This window comes from Moraxella sp. E33BD (assembly GCF_041807865.1).
GTDB classification, from domain to species: domain Bacteria; phylum Pseudomonadota; class Gammaproteobacteria; order Pseudomonadales; family Moraxellaceae; genus Moraxella; species Moraxella haemolytica.
In genome coordinates this window covers 41,934-59,905 of the sequence record NZ_JBGTZD010000009.1, presented here as the reverse complement: position 1 = coordinate 59,905, position 17,972 = coordinate 41,934, and the positions used below count along the sequence as shown (strand labels likewise).

Here is a 17,972-nt window from a genome sequence, read left to right as displayed (position 1 = left end):
AGCGAACAACTAAAAGTACAAGTTGAGACCATTCATGAATAATTTTCTTATCCCTAGTATTGCCATATCTGCCATGCTCCTAACTGCCTGTACTCCTGCAAGCGACTATCAGAGCATTGAAGGGCAAACGATGGGCACAACCTATCACATCACCTTTAAAGGCAATGCTAAAGACACCATAACCATTCAACAAGCGATAGATGCCCGCTTAGTTGAAGTCAATCAAAGTATGTCCACCTATATCAAGGACAGTACAATTTCTAAGTTTAACCGTCTACCAAGTAATACCCCCATGATGATTGATAAGGATTTTATGCAGGTTCTAAATGACAGCCAACAGATTTTTTTAGCAAGTGGCGGTAGTTTTGATCCAACGGTATATCCTTTGGTTGAACTGTGGGGTTTTGGCAGTCAAATGAGTATTGATCGATTGCAATCACCACCCACTGCTGATGAAATCGCTCTTGCAAATAGCAAAGTTGGACTACAAAAAGTTATTTTGATAGGCAACGAACTGCACAAAACCCATGATGGCGTTGGACTGGATTTTTCTGCGATTGCCAAGGGATATGGCGTTGATGTCATCGCTGATGTATTAGCCAATCAATATCACATCGATGACTACATGGTAGAAATCGGTGGCGAAGTTGCCACCAAAGGGGTGAACGCCAAAGGTAAGGCGTGGACGATTGCTATTGACGCCCCCATCTTGGATAGCTCAGTACAAAATCGAGAGATATTTGCCACACTAAGTTTACCTACAGGCTTGCATATCGCTACATCTGGCGGTTATCGGAATTCGGTTGAATTTGATGGCGTTCGTTATAGCCACACCATCAATCCAGCCACCGCTCAGCCTGTTGCTGATGGTGCACCGAGCGTTACTGTCATTCACGACAGCGTCGCCTTGGCAGACGGCTGGGCAACTGCATTAACTGCCTTGTCTTATCATGACGCCCTAAAAATCGCCAGTCAAAACCAAATCAAAGCACTATTTATCATCGAAAAGACAGACGGCAAAGGATACGAGATGGTCAAATCAGATGCACTGACCGCCACTGCCATCAAAATTGGTCAATGATAATTAAGTGCGTACATCAAATATCAAGTCAGCCAAACCCATTACCCTTTATTGATTTGAGCTGGCTTTTGCATTACAATGGTCATAAAAACATAACCATAGGATAGCCCATGGCAACCTTTTCTCCAACCTTGCAATTTTCCAAACGCTGGCTTGCCACGCCTGCCCCTGTCAAACAAGCCTTTCACCAAGAGCTTGATGATATCATCAAGATGCTTGGTAGCAATACTCACGCCAAAGACTATCAATTTACCCATACTGATTTTAACAGCACCATCTTAGACCTAATAGATGCCCACCAAGGCGAAACAGCCCAGCCTGCCAAGATTGTGCATAGTATTGATACCACACCACTTGCTTCTCAAAATGGCGAATACACCAAAGAGAGCTTGGCTGAAATTGAAGCTCGCATCAGCACAAAACTCTCCACACAGCTTGACAGTTTCTTGGGTGAGCATTTAGCACAGCTGTCTGAAGATTTAAAATCTTGGATAAGCACGACCGTCAAAAACGAGTTGGCAGAATACCAAAAAAACGACAATCAGCCCAAATAAAGATAGGTTGTATGGCTCATGTTATCACCCCAAGCTCATTTAGGGTATCCAATGAGCTTGTATTAAGAGCGAAATAAGTTTGCCACATTAACCAAGAATCATCAGAGAATATTATGAACCGTCAGAGCGACATCATTGTTATCGGTGCAGGCCCTGTAGGTCTTGCCTTCGCCAGATACTTTAAAGGCACGGATTTACAGATTACCGTCATTGACAAAGCAAATCTACCTAGCATCGAAAGCCCTGCCTATGACGGAAGAGAAATCGCCCTAACCCATCGCTCAAAAGAAATTTTGCAAGACTTAGGTGCTTGGCAACGCTTTGATGCCAGTGAGATTTACCCCCTAAAAAATGCCAAAGTTTATAACGGCACTTCTAATTATGCCCTGCATTTTTCCGTACCCAAAGATTTGACTTTATTGAGCTCAACAGACAGATTGGGCAATCTCATCTCCAACCATAATATCCGCCAAGCACTCTATGATGAAGTAAAGACCCTACCTAATATTACTCTACTTACCGATACCACCATCAAGCACATTGACACCAACGATACGAGTGTACAAGTTGGCTTGGACGATGGCAGCGTGTTACACGCCAAGCTACTCATCGGAGCGGACAGTCGCTTATCTTATGTCAGACGCACGCTAGGGATTGGGGCACAGATGAATGACTTTGGGCGAACGGTCATCGTCTTTCGAGTCAGCCACCCCTTATCTAATGAAGCCACCGCCCAAGAGTGTTTTTTTTATGGTAGAACACTTGCCCTACTACCACTAAACAATCATCTGACCAACTGTGTCATCACGCTAGACAATACCCAAGCAACCGAGTTACTCGCCATGACGCCCAACGAGCTTGCCAAAGAAGCTCAGCGTATGATGAATGATAAACTGGGTGTTTGTAGCATTGCAGGTAGCATTCATCACTATCCTTTGATGGGCGTACATGCCAACACCTTTATCGCTAAGCGAGCAGCACTCATCGGCGATGCCGCTGTTGGTATGCACCCTGTAACCGCACATGGGTACAACCTAGGACTGCTTAGCGTAGACACCTTAGGCAAACTCATCATACAAGCTCATCGTGATAATCTAGATATTGGCAGTCAGTCGCTTTTGGCACGCTACAACCTTCGCCATCAGCGACACACTCGCCCTTTATATCACGGCACGAATGCGATGGTATCCATGTTTACCAATGACAAACCAGCCATGCGTGTGGTGCGTGATGTCGCTCTAAGATTTAGCAATAACCTACCCCCCATCAAACGCTGGATCACAGGACAACTCACAGGTAAATAACCATTTAGCAGACCAATCACTTTAGCATACCGCAAAGACAGACCATCTTTGCGGTATTTTTGTCTGCATCAAAAGGATTTACACGCATTTACTAGGCGTGCAATGCCCTATAAATCGTACCTGCCAAGACTTTGCCGATACCCTTAACATTGGCAATTTCAAGTTCAGATGCTGAAATGAGCTGCTGAATACCGCCAAAATGATTCAGTAAATCTCGCCGTCTTTTTTCACCAAGACCTGGAATTACCTCAAGCACTGATGCACCACGAGCCTTATCTCTTTTTTTGCGGTGATTGGTAATGGCAAAGCGATGTGCCTCATCACGAATGTGCATAATAAGGTGCAATGCCTTGCTGTCCGAAGGTAAATCAATAGGGTTGTGCTCAATAAAATGAAGCACCTCAAGCCCCGCCTTTCTCCCCTCGCCTTTAGCAACACTCACAAGCAAGGTATCATTTAGTTTACCCAACTCTGTTAAGACCTCTTTGGCGATGTTCAGCTGACCCTTGCCACCATCAATGAGTAACAAATCAGGCAACTCATGCTTAGAGTATCGCCGTGTTAGCACTTGACGCATGGCAGCATAATCATCACCTGCCGTGATGTCATGAATGGCATATTGACGATAATCTCGCTTACGCACACCGCCTGAGTCAAATACCACACACGACCCTACTACTGCCTCACCCATCGTATGACTGATATCAAAGCATTCAATACGATCAATCGCTTTAGGGGATACTTTGGTCAAGACAGATCTTAGAGCCTCAAAGCGTACTTTTAGCTCATAATAATCAGTCATTTTTGCCTTTAAGGCATTATCTGCATTGATGATGGCAAGGCTTAGCCACTCTTTTCTGTGTTTTTGTACACGGTGCTTAATGCGTGTTTTTTTACCAAACTGTTCTAGCAATAACCCACCAATAGCATCTTCATCCGCTAAAGGTGTACTAACCACAATCTCATCTGGTAGGTCATCACTCACTTGAAAATAAAACGATAAGATGAATTGCCCAAGTCGCTCAGCATTATCCGACTCACCAACCACAATCTCATCAGGAAAATAATTCTTACCGCCCAACACCTTGCCACCACGAACCGTCAGCACATGCACACAAGTAACCCCCGCTTGATGACTAACAGCAAAAACATCCGCCTCACCTGATAGACGAAATACCGCTTGGCGTGCTTGCATTTCACTAACCATCGTAATACGGTCTCTATAAAATGCCGCCCGCTCAAAGTTTAACGCTTCAGCTGCCTGCTCCATCTTATGAACGAGCATCTGCTGTACCTGTGCATTTTCTCCACTCAAAAACAGCAAAGCATTTTGCACATCTTCCATGTATTCATCATAACTAACCATGCCTACGCAAGGTGCTTTACATCTCTTAATTTGATATTCAAGGCAGGGGCGTTTTCTGGCATTAAAATAGCTATTGGTGCAGTTTCTTATCATGAATAACTTTTGCATTAGTAGCAACGCTTCTTTTGCACCTGTAGCAGATGGATACGGTCCAAAAAATCTACCTTCTGCATGATTGCCCCTGCCACGCCCAAAGCCCAGACGAGGAAACTTATCCTTAGACATGAACACATATAGATAGGACTTATCATCTCTTAAAATGATGTTATAAGGTGGCTTGTGTGCCTTGATGAGATTTTGCTCAAGTAGCAGAGCTTCGGTCTCACCACGCACAATGATGATCTGTATGTCATGAATTCTTTGCACCAATGCACGAGTCTTTGGATGCTCAATATTCTTAGAAAAATAACTACTAACTCGGCTCTTTAGTGATTTTGCTTTACCCACATACAAAATCTCACCGTGTTTGCCTAGCATCTTATACACCCCAGGCAAATTTGGCAAAGTTTTTAAAATCGCCGACAGATGAGATAATCTATCCGTCATCGCACCGTCCAACTCTATCTTTTCACTCATGACTGTCTTACTTAGCCTTAATTACTTCATTAAATTGATTTGGACTGACTAAACCACCACATATCAACCCAATAAACCACCACAACCCATCACCCATCTTTTAAACTTGATAGATCAACTAATATAAAGACAATTTTGGCTTTTGCAAGACAAAAACTTTAACTTGCACCAAAACTATGGCAAAATACCAAACCAATCATCATCAATCAACCCATCATTATGCCAATTCAAGCCACCAAAAAACGACTGCATACACTCTTTAAAAAAGGTCAAAAAATCGCCCAAACTCAGCTTGCTCCCCATCTCCTAAAGGCACGCATCACCACTTATGCACCACTGATAGGAGCAGGAATTCATGTTGATGTGCTGGACTTGGACGCCGGCTTATGCGTGGTCAGCATGCCTTTAACCAAGCTAAATCGTAACCTAGTTGGCACACAATTTGGCGGCAGTCTTTTTATGATGACCGACCCATTTTTTATGCTCATGCTAATGGCAAGACTGGGCAAGGATTATGTTGTTTGGAACAAAAAATCCACCATTGATTTTATCAAGCCCGGTCTAGGCAAAGTCATTGCTCGCATGAAAATCAGCCCCCAAGAAATCAATGACATCATCACCCTTGCCAAAACTGGCGAGCCTGTCTTTCGTGAATATCAAGTGGATATTACTGACAGCTCAGGCAAAATCATCGCCAAAGTCAATAAGACACTCTACATTCGCCTAAAAAACCGACAGCAACACAAGCCATCAAAGACTGATGAATAACAAAAAACCCCGCCAATAGGACGGGGTTTTTGCTTGAGTAAAAGACGGATAAAATTATGCGTCTTTTCTTGCACCCAACTTTTCTTTAATACGAGCAGACTTACCAGAACGATCACGCAAGTAGTAAAGTTTCGCACGGCGTACATCACCACGACGCTTCACGCTGATGCTGTCAATAAGTGGTGAATGTAGCTGGAATGCACGCTCTACACCAATACCACTTGAGATTTTACGCACGGTGAAAGATGAGTTCAAGCCACGATTACGCTTAGCGATAACCACGCCTTCAAAGGCTTGCAGACGCTCACGGTCGCCTTCACGCACTTTTACTTGTACCACAACGGTGTCGCCTGGTGCGAATGCTGGGTGGTCTTTTAGCTGTGAATTTTCAATTTGTTGAACTAAAGGATGTTTGTTGCTCATGGCAATCTCCAATCAAACGACATAGGCTAAAAACCTTTTTAAAGTGGCTAAAAGGTCGCATATCGTATCATTATCATGCAGTCATAAAATGAACTGCTTACCCAAACCACATGGGCAAAACGATGCTATTTTACCTATTTTTATACTGTTTTTCAAGGTAATTTTAGACAAACAAACACAATCAATCAAATAACGCCAAGACAAGAATGACCATCATTTTTGGTATTGTTATTCATCGTCAAGTGTTTTTAACCATTTGGCCTGCTCTTTGGTTGGGGTAAACGCCTGCCACAAATCTGGTCGGCGTGCTTGAGTGCGTTTCGCCTGCTCCAAAAAACGCCACTTAGTAATATTGGCATGATGTCCTGATAACAACACTTCTGGGGCTTTTTGACCATGAAATTGTACAGGTTTGGTATAATGCGGACAATCAAGCAGTCCATCCACAAAGCTATCTTCAAGTGCTGATTTATCATCGCTCATCACTGATGGCAGTCGGCGTATCACACTATCCATGACTATCATGGCAGGCAATTCACCCCCTGTCAGCACATAGTCTCCAATAGAAATTTCAGCATCAACATACAGCTCAAGCAGTCGTTCATCAACACCTTCATAACGACCGCATAGCAAAATCATGCCATGATGACTGACAAATTCAAGCACCCTAGATTCGTTTAACTGCCTGCCTTGTGGCGACAGATACACCACAGGACAACTGGGGTTTGCAATCCCTTTTTGATGAAAATACTGCTCAGCCAAAGACTTGGCGTGGCAAATCGCCTTTTGTAGTGGTTCTGCCATCATGACCATACCAGGTCCACCACCAAAGGGGCGTTCATCGATTCGCTTATAATTATCCGTGGCGAAGTCACGAGGGTTAATGACGCAGATTTCCACCTGCTCACGGGAAACGGCACGCCCTGTGATGCCAAAATCACGCACTGCATCAAACATCTGTGGCATGATACTAATCACCGCAAAGAACATGGCAACCCCAATCAGTAATCAACACCCCATGCCACAAGCATGGTTTTTGTATCTAAATTGACAGACAATACCACTTCCTTGTGCCACGGAATCAGTCTGTCTTCACCATCAACACTGTCTTTGGTTGCTGTAACAGAGATGATTTCATGAGCACCCGTCTCAAACATCTCTTTGATGACACCTAAATTCTCGCCTGATTCATTGATGACAGTCAATCCCACCAAATCCGACCAATAGTATTCATTTTCATCAAGGGCTGGTAGATTGTCTTTATGCACCCAAATGGTTGTGCCATTCATCATTTCAGCGACATTGCGGTCAGCAATCTCAACAAAGCTCGCTACCAACCCTGAACCTTGTACACGCCACTCCTTAACCGTCAAAGGTTTAAATCCTGTTGCCGTTTTCATCCACCAAGGCGACATACCAAATACATCAGCATGGTTGGCGGTCTCGCTAAACACCCATAGCCAACCTTTGATGCCATACGGTTTTTTTAGGGTGGCGATTTTGATGAGTTCATCAACAGCAGGTGTGGCAATCATACCATCACGGCGTAAATTTAGATTGTTAATCCTGTTATTCATGGTCATTAAACTGGTTTTATCCCAAGAGTTATCTAAAAATCATCAGTATCGATGGCAATTCAATCATCGACATGATATCAAAAAAATCGGCTTGCGTTTTCATACAGTAAACAACGCAAACCGATTTTTTCAATCCAATGTTGGCAATGCCAGTCGTATTAAGCAGCTTGCTTAGCTTTTACTAGCTGTGCAACACGATCAGAAGGTTGTGCACCTTTGGCAATCCAAGCATTGTAAGCATCTAGATCAATACGGAAAACTTCTTCTTGACCACGAGCCAGTGGGTTAAAGAAGCCGATTTTTTCAATATGACGACCATCACGAGCAGCACGCTTGTCAGCAACAACTACTTGATAAAAAGGACGTTTTTTTGCACCACCACGGGCTAAACGGATAACTACCATGAGAAACTCTCTTTTGAAAAAATAAGTAAAAAATTTGTTGCAAGAATTAGGCTAATCATTCTGTCATCGTGTTGAGGATGAGCCGATGATGAACAGAATCATTAAAAGATTTAAATTATAGCAAAATTTTTTGATTCTTTCAAAGTAAAATCTACACAATATGCCATTTTTCTCACTTTTTTATTAGATTGCCATTAAGCGGTGGCAACTTGGTTTTATTTTAAAGAACATCTTGGTTGTAATAGCTTTGCTGATGCTTTATTGCTCTTATGATAAAATCATTACCAATGATATAAGTATGCTACAATATGCCAATTTAGTTTTATGGGTTGTGTCTCATGGGTCATCATGCCACATCGCTTGCCAAATTGCGTCATCGCCTGCACTCGAACACTTGGCGAACGGTTTTGGTGGTGTTTTTTATTGTGTTTGTCAGCGTTACTTTATCCATTTGGCTGTTCTGGCGAACACTGTATCTGCCCGAGCTAAAAAGCCATGCCAGTTATTTAGCAAGTGAAATCAGACTCATGGATAATGCCCGTAGCAAATGGGCAGATAGCCCAGAAACACTGGCTTGGCTAGAACAAAACAGCCACATTCAAATCATCAGCAATCCTGATAACTTTCCCGATGTTACAGAAAAATTCTTTGTCAGTAAGATGACCGATGTTCTAGCAGACGAAGTGCGTGCTGAATTGGGGCGTGATGTAGAGGTGTATTTTAAATTTAAGCCCACACCCAGACTATGGGTGCAAGACAGCAAATACCCCGACACTTGGCTTCGTGAGCCTGTTGCGTATTATTCTGAGTATAGCACCGGTGTATTAGTAGGTTTTGTATTTGGTTTGCCATTTTTGACTTTACTCACCATTTGGGTGCTAGTACGCAGCTTGAACCGCCCCCTAAAACGCCTAGAAAAAGCCGCCATCAGCTACATTCAAGAAGGACATGCCACCACACTTGCCACCGACACAGGTCCAAGAGAGATACGCCGTGTTAACACAGCGTTTAACCAGTTATTCACTACATTAAGCCAATCTCAAAAAGAACGCACCATCATGCTCGCTGGTATCAGTCATGACTTACGCACCCCTTTAACTCGCATGCGTCTGACCGCCGAGATGCTACCTGATGAGTTCTTCCGTGAAGGCTTAGTGTACGACATTGAGGATATGGACGCCATCTTAGAACAGTTCATCTCATTCATGAAAGACGGCTCTGATGAACCTGTCTGCCCAACCAATCTTGACGTCATTTTTAAAGAAATTATGGTGCAATTTTCAGATGTCAGATTTAACTACGACAGTAGCATCGGTCAAGATGTGTCTGTTCGCCCTTTATCCATCAAACGCCTAATCATCAATTTGGTTAATAACGCCATTCGTTATGGAAGACAGCCCATTCACATCGGTGCTTCCATCATACCACCTAACTCTCAAGGCGATGCTGATTTTGAATTGCAAAATCCCTACACCAAATATCCCACACTCATCATTCATGTCAAAGATGAAGGTGATGGCGTAGCAGATGACCAACTAGAACGCATCATGCAACCTTTTGAGCGTGGCGAAACAGCTCGCACCACTCAAGGTAGTGGACTTGGTCTTGCCATTGTTAATCGCATCGCAAGACTACATCAAGGCAGTGTTGAGGCAATCAACCACCCTGATGGCGGACTGTATGTTTGCGTCAAAATACCGCTTATCACCCAAATTATCAGCCATGACGAGACAGAAAAGAACACACCCCAAAGCTAACTTTAAGGTGTGTTGGGTATTTTGTATCAATCAAGAAGTATGATTTTATTTATCGCCTTGTTTACCAATCAGCACTTTATCGCTTTTTGCTTGAGTTAGCTCATCAGCAACAATCGCCACCCCTGCCTGTTTGGCAGGCCAATCCATCATAAAGCGAGCACCTTTTAGTGTTGGACTCTCATCAACCTTAAGCTCTGCATTGAACCAAAAAGCGATGCGTGCCACAATGGATAAGCCAAGCCCATAACCGCCCGATGAGCGAGTACGACTATCATCAAGCCTTGCAAACGGTACAAATACTTTTTCACGGTCTTCTTCTTTAATGCCCTGTCCATCATCTTCAACACTGACCACCACACGACCTTTAGCCACGCTCGCACTGATTAAAATCGTACTGTTGGCATAACGCATGGCATTACCCGCCAAATTCTGTACAACACGATGCAAGTAGCGTCTGTCCGCCATCGCTTGTGCTTTAGGTGATGACACATTAGTTAGCACCTTGATGTTTCCACCTAGGGCATTGGTCTCTCGTTCAATCTGCTTAACCAAATCGTACAAATTGACCATTTCCCACTCTAGTTTTGGCGAACCTTCTTCCAATTTTGCATAAGTTAAGATTTCATCAATCAGCTCATTGAGCGACTCAATATCTTCATCAATCTGTTGTTTTTGTAGCTGTCTTGACTCATTATTGTCTTCATCTGCCAACATATCCACCGCAAAACGGATACGAGCTACGGGCGTACGCAGCTCATGCGATACCGCACGAGTCAACTCCCTTTGGGACTCAATGAGTCGCTTAATATGCTGTGTCATGGCATTGAAAGTTGATGACAATCTTGAGACATCATCACACCCAATCACTTGAACTTTGGTGTTTAAATCGCCTTGCATCACACGATTGACACCTGCTTGCAATAGGTGCAAACGACGCTCAAGCGGAAAAATTAGCCCATACACACCAAGACTAATAAACAGCAAACAAATCAGCACAATGCCAGCAATCAGATTCATCGGAAACCAATTAAACAAGGCCACAGGACCAATCACAATGACAGATGTATCAACCTCCGAAGCCACCACAAAGGTTACCAATGAGTTTTGTATGCTGTCGCCATCTTTATATAAAATGACTGGTTCATCACGATGTAGACGAGCCACCTGACTACTATCCAACCGAAGTGAGTCTATCGGTCTAATCTCTATGGGATAGGCGGATTTTTGGCTTAAAAACTGCAAGCGACTTTCTTTGGCTTGCATGGTTGGATAGTATGCCAAATCATCAAGTAAAAATATCATCAATGCTCGTACTTGACGCTCACCCACTTGCGATAAATTCACCGTCAGTAGATTATTTTCTCCAGCAATGCGATGATAAATAGTCATATCCTTAGTAATAGGATTATGTCGCACCACTGTCTTTTCTTCATTTAGGCGGCGTATCTCACGCCCCGTAAATTCAACCGAATTCATTGGCACGATACTAAAAGTCTCACCAAATAAGCGACTGGCATCCAACAACCAATACTCACGGCGATTCTCTTCTTGCTGATGAACGAGCCCCTGACTGATAAGATAAAATGAGCCTGTAGCTATCTCTTCTCGATAAGATTGCAAACGCTCTTGGTTGATGGCATCAACCAATAAATAAGCACAAAACGCCACCGCCAAGCAGATGAGTAGCAAACCCGCATAGATACGAAAAAATATGCTTCGTTCGGTTAAGGAAATCAGTGCCATATCTTAAAATAATCCAATAAAATAAAAGCCAGCATTAGCCAGCTTTTATCATCCTATCCACATCAGTTGCCTTCTTTGACAAACAAATAACCCTTGCTACGAACTGTTTTAATACGCTTTGGATTCTCTGGGTCATCGCCAATCTTCGGACGAATGCGAGAGATGCGAACATCAATAGAACGGTCTTGACCATCATACTCGATGCCACGCAAACGCTCAAAAATATCTTCACGAGATAGAATGCGACCAGAATTTGAAGCAAGCAACCATAACAAATCGTACTCAGCACTGGTAAAATCTACCAATTCATCGTTCAAAGTTACCGAACGACCGCCATTATCAATCACCAGATCACCAAATTCTAAACGCTGTGGCGAGTCCGCCGAAGGGGTAGTCTCAGAACGACGCAACAACGCTCGAATGCGAGCAAGCAATACTCTTGGCTGGGCTGGCTTAGCAACATAGTCATCAGCACCCATCTCAAGACCAAGCACCTGATCCATGTCTTCAGTACGAGCAGTTAGCATCAAGATTGGATTTTGGTAATGCGGACGAACCTCACGGCACACTGCCAGACCATCAGAACCTGGCAACATCACATCAAGCACCACCAAGTCTGGTTGCTCACTAATAATACGGCGAATCGCTCGAGCTCCATCGGTTTCAATCGCTACATCCAGTCCATTGCGTCTTAGGTAATCCTGGATTAGCATTGCCAGTCTTTCATCGTCTTCAACAATGAGAATTCTGGGAATATCTTCTTTTTCTGGGGTTGCTGTATTTGTTGTCATGGTTATCCTTAAGCGAAATCATAAGATTGCTTGAAAAATACGCACCGAAAATCATTAAGCACGGTTTTTGTATTTTTGGATGGTTTGTAATTGTGCCACAGACTCAGCTAACGCCGCCAATGCAGCATTTGTCTGAACGGTACTATTTTGGTTTGCCAGTAGCTGTTCGGCATTGCGACGAGCTTCAGCGATTTTTACTTCATCCAAATCATGTGCACGCTCAGCAGAATCCGCTAAAACAGTTACCACATGTGGTTGAACTTCCAAAACCCCACCTGAAACATAGATGATTTCTTCAGTACCATCGGTGGTTTTGATGCGTAATGTACCTGGTTTTAGCAGTGTGATTAACGGTGTATGACCTGCAAGAATACCAATCTCGCCATCATGACCTGCCGCCACCAACACACTGATCTCGCCAGCATACAACTCTTCACGAGCACTTACCACTCGGCATTTAAAGGTTGCCATTATACTCTCCTATGTTAAGTTTAATGATGACAACCACTCATTGAGTGATTGTCATTTCCGCCCTATCAGCAAGTGATTGGGGAAATATTAAACTTATGCTGCTTGTAGCTTCTCAGCTCTAGCAACCGCTTCGTCAATACTACCAACCATATAGAAAGCTTGCTCTGGTAGATGGTCGTATTCGCCTTCGATGATCGATTTAAAACCAGCGATGGTATCACGAAGTGAAACATACTTACCAGGTGCACCTGTAAAGACTTCTGCCACATGGAATGGTTGAGATAAGAAGCGTTGGATCTTACGAGCACGATAAACAATCATCTTGTCTTCTTCAGACAACTCATCCATACCCAAGATGGCGATGATGTCTTTTAGTTCTTTATAGCGTTGCAACACTTCTTGTACACCACGAGCAACATGATAATGCTCTTCACCAATGATTTGTGGATCTAGCTGGCGAGAGGTTGAGTCTAGTGGGTCAACCGCAGGATAAATACCTTGTGATGCGATATCACGGCTTAATACAACAGTTGCATCCAAGTGAGCAAAGGTCGTTGCCGGAGATGGGTCGGTCAAGTCATCTGCAGGCACATATACTGCTTGAACAGAAGTAATAGAACCTGATTGCGTTGAGGTGATTCGCTCTTGCAAAATACCCATTTCTTCAGCCAAAGTTGGCTGATAACCTACCGCAGATGGCATACGACCTAGCAATGCTGATACCTCTGTACCAGCCAAGGTGTAACGGTAAATATTGTCAACGAATAACAATACATCACGACCTTTGCCAGTAGCTTCATCTTTTTCATCACGGAAGTATTCCGCCATGGTTAGACCAGTCAAAGCAACACGCAAACGATTTCCTGGTGGCTCGTTCATCTGACCATAAACCATCGCTACTTTTGACTTGGTAAAGTCATCAGTATTAACAACGCCTGCTTCTTGCATCTCGTGATAAAAGTCATTACCCTCACGAGTACGCTCACCCACACCAGCAAATACCGATAAACCTGAGTGTTTTAAAGCGATGTTATTGATAAGCTCCATCATATTAACGGTCTTACCAACACCAGCACCACCAAATAGACCAACTTTACCACCTTTTGCAAATGGGCATAGTAAGTCAATAACTTTGATACCAGTTTCGAGTAGCTCGGTTGAATTTGATTGCTCATCATAGCTTGGTGCATCACGATGGATTGACCATTTTTCTGCAGCATTAACAGGACCAGCTTCATCAATTGGACGGCCAAGCACATCCATAATACGACCTAAAGTCGCTTGACCAACTGGCACAGAGATTGGGGCACCAGTATTAGAAACCGATAAACCACGCTTTAGACCTTCTGTTGAGCCCATTGCAATGGTACGCACAACCCCATCACCAAGTTGCTGTTGCACTTCTAAAGTTGTTTCAGTGCCATCAACACTTAGTGCATCAAAAATTTGGGGTACTTGACCACGGCTAAACTCAACGTCAATTACCGCACCAATAATCTGCACAATACGACCGCTCATTGCGTTCTCCTATAATTCATTGTTCGGCTAAGAAACAGCGGCAGCACCGCCAACGATTTCCGAAATTTCTCGGGTAATCGCCGCTTGACGCAGCTTGTTATAAACCAACTGTAAATCTTTAATCAAATTGCCAGCGTTATCTGTTGCAGCTTTCATCGCTACCATACGCGCTGATTGCTCTGAAGCGATATTCTCAAGTACTGCTTGATAAACGATTGACTCAATATAACGCACCATCAGACTATCAATCAAAGTCTTGGTGTCTGGTTCATAAATATAATCCCAGCTATGCGATACACTCACATCATCGGCAAAAGTATCCTCTGGCAGTGGCACAAGTTGTGCTACCGAAGGCTTTTGCGTCATGGCATTAATAAATTTATTATAAACCAAATAAATGCGATCTAAACGACCTTCACTGTAGTCATCAAGCATTACCTGCACAGGGGTGCTGAGCTGCTCGTAGCTTGGGCTGTCGCCATAGCCTGTCAATACTGAACTTACTTTGCCACCAAAGTTCTTAAAAAAGCTCACGCCTTTTGAACCAATGACTGCAAATTCAATTTCAACCGATTGGTCTTGATATTGTTTTACTGATTTTAGAAGGCTTTTGAACAAGTTAATATTCAAACCACCTGCCAAACCACGGTCTGAAGTAACGACAATAAAGCCCACACGATTGACTGGACGGCTTACCATGTACGGATGCTTATAATCCGACTGTGCTTGCACCAAATGCGTAATCACTCGGGACATGCTTTCGGCATAAGGACGACCCATTTCCATACGCTCTTGAGCTCGGCGCATTTTACTGGCAGCCACCATTTGCATTGCACGCGTAATCTTTTGAGTGCTCTTAATGCTGGTTACTTTTGCACGTATTTCTTTTAAGCTTGCCATAATTGTTCCAATACTGGACTTATTTTTAAATAAGGTTTGGTGTGCTAATCTTTAGCACACCATTTATTAGCTACTTAGTAACTACCTGTTGCCTTGAACGATTCAATGGCTGCTTTTAGACGACTTTCAATGTCATCATTGTAGTTTGCAGTCTCATCAATTTCATTCATCAAGGCAGCATGTTCACTGCGTAGGCTACGCAACAACGCTTCTTCAAACGCACCAATCTTCTCAACTGGTACATCAGCTAGATAGCCTTCATTAGAAGCATAAATTACTGCCGCCTGATCAGCAATAGACATCGGTGCATATTGCTTTTGCTTCATCAGCTCAGTAACACGCTGACCGTGTTCCAACTGTTGCTTGGTTGCATCGTCAAGATCTGAAGCAAACTGGGCAAATGCAGCAAGTTCACGATACTGAGCTAGAGCTGTACGAATACCGCCTGACAGTTTTTTGATGATCTTGGTTTGTGCAGCACCACCAACACGAGATACCGAAATACCAGCGTTTACCGCAGGGCGGATGCCTGAGTTAAATAGGTTTGACTCAAGGAAAATCTGACCATCAGTAATAGAGATAACATTGGTAGGTACGAATGCAGACACATCACCTGCTTGTGTTTCAATAATAGGCAGTGCGGTTAATGAGCCAGTCTTACCTTTAACTTCACCATTGGTAAATGCTTCAACATAATCGGCATTAACACGAGAAGCACGCTCTAGTAGGCGAGAATGTAGATAGAATACATCGCCAGGATAGGCTTCACGCCCTGGTGGACGGCGTAGTAGTAGTGAAATTTGACGATAAGCAACCGCTTGCTTAGACAGGTCATCATACACAATCAGTGCATCTTCGCCACGATCACGGAAGTATTCACCCATTGTACAGCCAGAATATGGTGCGATATACTGAAGTGCTGCAGGCTCAGAGGCTGATGCCACAACAACAGTGGTGTATTCTAATGCACCAGTTTCTTCAAGTTTACGCACGACATTAGCGATGGTTGAGCGTTTTTGACCAACGGCAACATACACACACTTAATGCCAGAATTTTTTTGAGCAATAATGGCATCGATAGCTAATGCAGTTTTACCAGTTTGGCGGTCACCAATGATAAGCTCACGCTGACCACGACCGATAGGAATCATGGTATCAACAGCTTTATAGCCAGTCATTACAGGCTCATCAACTGATTGGCGAGCGATAACACCAGGTGCAATTTTTTCAACTTTATCAGTCAATTTTGCATTGATTGGACCTTTGCCGTCAATTGGATTACCCAATGCATCAACGACACGACCTAATAGTTCAGGACCTACTGGAACTTCTAAGATACGACCTGTGCAATAGGCTTTTTGACCTTCTTGCAGACTCAAATAATCGCCTAGAACAACAGCACCCACTGAGTCTTGTTCAAGGTTAAGTGCCATGCCATAAACATTGCCCTCAAACTCGATCATCTCACCATACATGGCTTCTTCTAAACCATGAATCTGCACAATACCATCAGAGACACTGACGATTACGCCTTCAGTTTTTGCAGTTGCGCTTATGTCAAGGTCTTGAATGCGCTGCTTAATCAGATTACTGATTTCGGCTGGATTCAATTGTTGCATTGCCTTGTTTCCTTTAAAATGTCAGCTTTCTGCTTAGGCAGTTAGCTGCGTCTTTAATTGTTGTAACTTACCACGCACTGAGCCATCGGTAAACTTATCACCCACTTTAATCGTTGCACCACCCAAAAGCTCCGGATCAACTGCTTCATGCAGAATCACAATCGAACCTGTTGAGATTGCAAGTTTCTCTTGCAAGGTTTTACGCTGGGCTTCGGTTAAGGGATAGGCTGAAGTAACGTAAGCGTCAACCTGTTTTAGCTCTTGTGATTTAAATTTGCTGTAATGAGTATGGATTTCAGGCAATAAAGCCAGTCTGTCATGTTCTGATAACTGCTTGGTAAAATTAACCAATGCGTCAGAAGGTTGCTCTGCCGTTTGTGAAGCATAGATATCAATCAAGACGGCAGTTTTTTGCTCTGCAGAAATGGCTGGATTGCTTAGCAGTGAAGAAAAAGACTCATCACTTACAATACTGCTTGCAATTAACAAAAAGTTCTCCCAATTGTTAATTACATTTTGCTCTTTAGCATAGTCAAATGCCGCTTTGGCATAGGGTCTTGCTAAGGTGGATAGTTCAGCCATGATTTCCTCTAATTACAGCTTAGCTGCCAACTGGTCTAGCATGTTAGCGTGTTCTTGTTCATTGACTTTGCTTTGCAAAATCTTTTCTGCACCTAGTACCGCTAGGTGAGCGACTTGAGAGCGTAGCTGTTCACGAGTTTGAGCAGCTTCTTGCTCGACAGTCGCATGTGCTTGTGCAATGATACGCTCACCTTCTAGACGAGCCTGCTCTTTAGCATCTTCAATCATCTGATTAGCGGTTTTATTGGCACGCTCAATGATAGAAGCAGCCTCAGTTTTTGCAGCAGCAAATTCTTGTTCTACCTGCTGTTCAGCAGAAGCCAAATCTGCTTTGGCTTTTTCGGCGGCATTTAAGCCTTCCTCAATTTTTCTTTGGCGTTCGTTGATAGCACCGATAAATGGTGGCCATACGAATTTCATGCAGAACCACACAAAAATCGCAAAAGCAATCAACTGACCAAACAATGTAGCATTAATGTTCATCAATCACCTCGTTGTTAGTGAAAGTCAGGTGATAGCCAATTCTAGGTCGTATCAT

18 protein-coding genes are annotated in these 17,972 nt (G+C 43.4%); 5 read left to right on the top strand and 13 right to left on the bottom strand.

The window, feature by feature from the left end; all coding sequences use genetic code 11:
• Positions 1-34: 34 nt before the first annotated feature.
• From ACERC6_RS06840 to ubiM, 3 genes are all read left to right on the top strand, one after another.
• Positions 35-1,081, top strand: a complete 1,047-nt coding sequence (locus tag ACERC6_RS06840) for an FAD:protein FMN transferase (protein WP_373628288.1) — start codon at positions 35-37, stop codon at positions 1,079-1,081.
• A gap of 110 nt (positions 1,082-1,191) precedes the next feature.
• Entirely contained in the window at positions 1,192-1,635 is a 444-nt protein-coding gene (locus tag ACERC6_RS06835; protein WP_284673313.1) for a hypothetical protein, read from the top strand.
• A 113-nt stretch (positions 1,636-1,748) separates the two neighbouring features.
• Positions 1,749-2,939 carry a 5-demethoxyubiquinol-8 5-hydroxylase UbiM gene (gene ubiM / locus ACERC6_RS06830; RefSeq protein ID WP_373628286.1) on the top strand — a complete coding sequence of 397 codons (1,191 nt, stop codon included), beginning with the start codon at positions 1,749-1,751 and terminating at the stop codon, positions 2,937-2,939.
• A 91-nt stretch (positions 2,940-3,030) separates the two neighbouring features.
• Here ubiM and uvrC read toward each other — a convergent pair whose 3' ends face one another.
• Positions 3,031-4,851, bottom strand: a complete 1,821-nt coding sequence (uvrC, locus tag ACERC6_RS06825) for an excinuclease ABC subunit UvrC (protein ID WP_373628342.1) — start codon at positions 4,849-4,851, stop codon at positions 3,031-3,033.
• Between the two features lie 249 nt (positions 4,852-5,100).
• Between uvrC and ACERC6_RS06820 the strand changes: the two genes are divergently transcribed.
• Positions 5,101-5,649 (top strand): DUF4442 domain-containing protein, encoded by a 549-nt coding sequence (locus ACERC6_RS06820; RefSeq protein WP_284673315.1) that lies wholly within the window; start codon positions 5,101-5,103, stop codon positions 5,647-5,649.
• Positions 5,650-5,703: 54 nt separating this feature from the next.
• On the opposite strand, the gene rplS is transcribed toward ACERC6_RS06820, so the two are convergent.
• The 4 genes from rplS to rpsP all read right to left on the bottom strand — a co-directional run bounded on the left by rplS (position 5,704) and on the right by rpsP (position 8,053).
• Positions 5,704-6,072, bottom strand: coding sequence for a 50S ribosomal protein L19 (gene rplS / locus ACERC6_RS06815; protein WP_284673316.1), 369 nt, complete (start codon positions 6,070-6,072; stop codon positions 5,704-5,706).
• A 228-nt stretch (positions 6,073-6,300) separates the two neighbouring features.
• Positions 6,301-7,062, bottom strand: a complete 762-nt coding sequence (trmD, locus tag ACERC6_RS06810) for a tRNA (guanosine(37)-N1)-methyltransferase TrmD (protein WP_373628285.1) — start codon at positions 7,060-7,062, stop codon at positions 6,301-6,303.
• An 11-nt stretch (positions 7,063-7,073) separates the two neighbouring features.
• Positions 7,074-7,607 carry a ribosome maturation factor RimM gene (gene rimM / locus ACERC6_RS06805; RefSeq protein WP_284674623.1) on the bottom strand — a complete coding sequence of 178 codons (534 nt, stop codon included), beginning with the start codon at positions 7,605-7,607 and terminating at the stop codon, positions 7,074-7,076.
• 200 nt (positions 7,608-7,807) lie between these two features.
• Positions 7,808-8,053: a 30S ribosomal protein S16 gene (gene rpsP, locus ACERC6_RS06800; protein WP_284673318.1), complete on the bottom strand. Its 246-nt coding sequence runs from the start codon at positions 8,051-8,053 to the stop codon at positions 7,808-7,810.
• A 338-nt stretch (positions 8,054-8,391) separates the two neighbouring features.
• Between rpsP and ACERC6_RS06795 the strand changes: the two genes are divergently transcribed.
• On the top strand, positions 8,392-9,810 hold the full coding sequence (locus ACERC6_RS06795) for an ATP-binding protein (RefSeq protein ID WP_373628284.1): 1,419 nt from the start codon (positions 8,392-8,394) through the stop codon (positions 9,808-9,810).
• 45 nt (positions 9,811-9,855) lie between these two features.
• On the opposite strand, the gene ACERC6_RS06790 is transcribed toward ACERC6_RS06795, so the two are convergent.
• The 8 genes from ACERC6_RS06790 to ACERC6_RS06755 all read right to left on the bottom strand — a co-directional run bounded on the left by ACERC6_RS06790 (position 9,856) and on the right by ACERC6_RS06755 (position 17,917).
• On the bottom strand, positions 9,856-11,553 hold the full coding sequence (locus ACERC6_RS06790) for an ATP-binding protein (RefSeq protein WP_373628283.1): 1,698 nt from the start codon (positions 11,551-11,553) through the stop codon (positions 9,856-9,858).
• A gap of 62 nt (positions 11,554-11,615) precedes the next feature.
• A complete protein-coding gene (locus tag ACERC6_RS06785; protein ID WP_373628282.1) occupies positions 11,616-12,344 on the bottom strand; it encodes a response regulator in 729 nt (242 codons plus the stop codon).
• Positions 12,345-12,398: 54 nt separating this feature from the next.
• Positions 12,399-12,815: a F0F1 ATP synthase subunit epsilon gene (locus tag ACERC6_RS06780; RefSeq protein ID WP_284673322.1), complete on the bottom strand. Its 417-nt coding sequence runs from the start codon at positions 12,813-12,815 to the stop codon at positions 12,399-12,401.
• A 93-nt stretch (positions 12,816-12,908) separates the two neighbouring features.
• Positions 12,909-14,333: a F0F1 ATP synthase subunit beta gene (atpD, locus tag ACERC6_RS06775; RefSeq protein ID WP_284673323.1), complete on the bottom strand. Its 1,425-nt coding sequence runs from the start codon at positions 14,331-14,333 to the stop codon at positions 12,909-12,911.
• Positions 14,334-14,360: 27 nt separating this feature from the next.
• Complete coding sequence (atpG, locus tag ACERC6_RS06770) at positions 14,361-15,233, bottom strand: F0F1 ATP synthase subunit gamma (RefSeq protein WP_373628281.1); 873 nt, start codon at positions 15,231-15,233, stop codon at positions 14,361-14,363.
• A gap of 74 nt (positions 15,234-15,307) precedes the next feature.
• A complete protein-coding gene (gene atpA, locus ACERC6_RS06765) occupies positions 15,308-16,852 on the bottom strand; it encodes a F0F1 ATP synthase subunit alpha (protein WP_284673325.1) in 1,545 nt (514 codons plus the stop codon).
• A 33-nt stretch (positions 16,853-16,885) separates the two neighbouring features.
• Positions 16,886-17,434 (bottom strand): F0F1 ATP synthase subunit delta, encoded by a 549-nt coding sequence (locus ACERC6_RS06760; protein ID WP_284673326.1) that lies wholly within the window; start codon positions 17,432-17,434, stop codon positions 16,886-16,888.
• A gap of 12 nt (positions 17,435-17,446) precedes the next feature.
• Complete coding sequence (locus ACERC6_RS06755) at positions 17,447-17,917, bottom strand: F0F1 ATP synthase subunit B (protein WP_284673327.1); 471 nt, start codon at positions 17,915-17,917, stop codon at positions 17,447-17,449.
• Between the last annotated feature and the right edge of the window lie 55 nt (positions 17,918-17,972).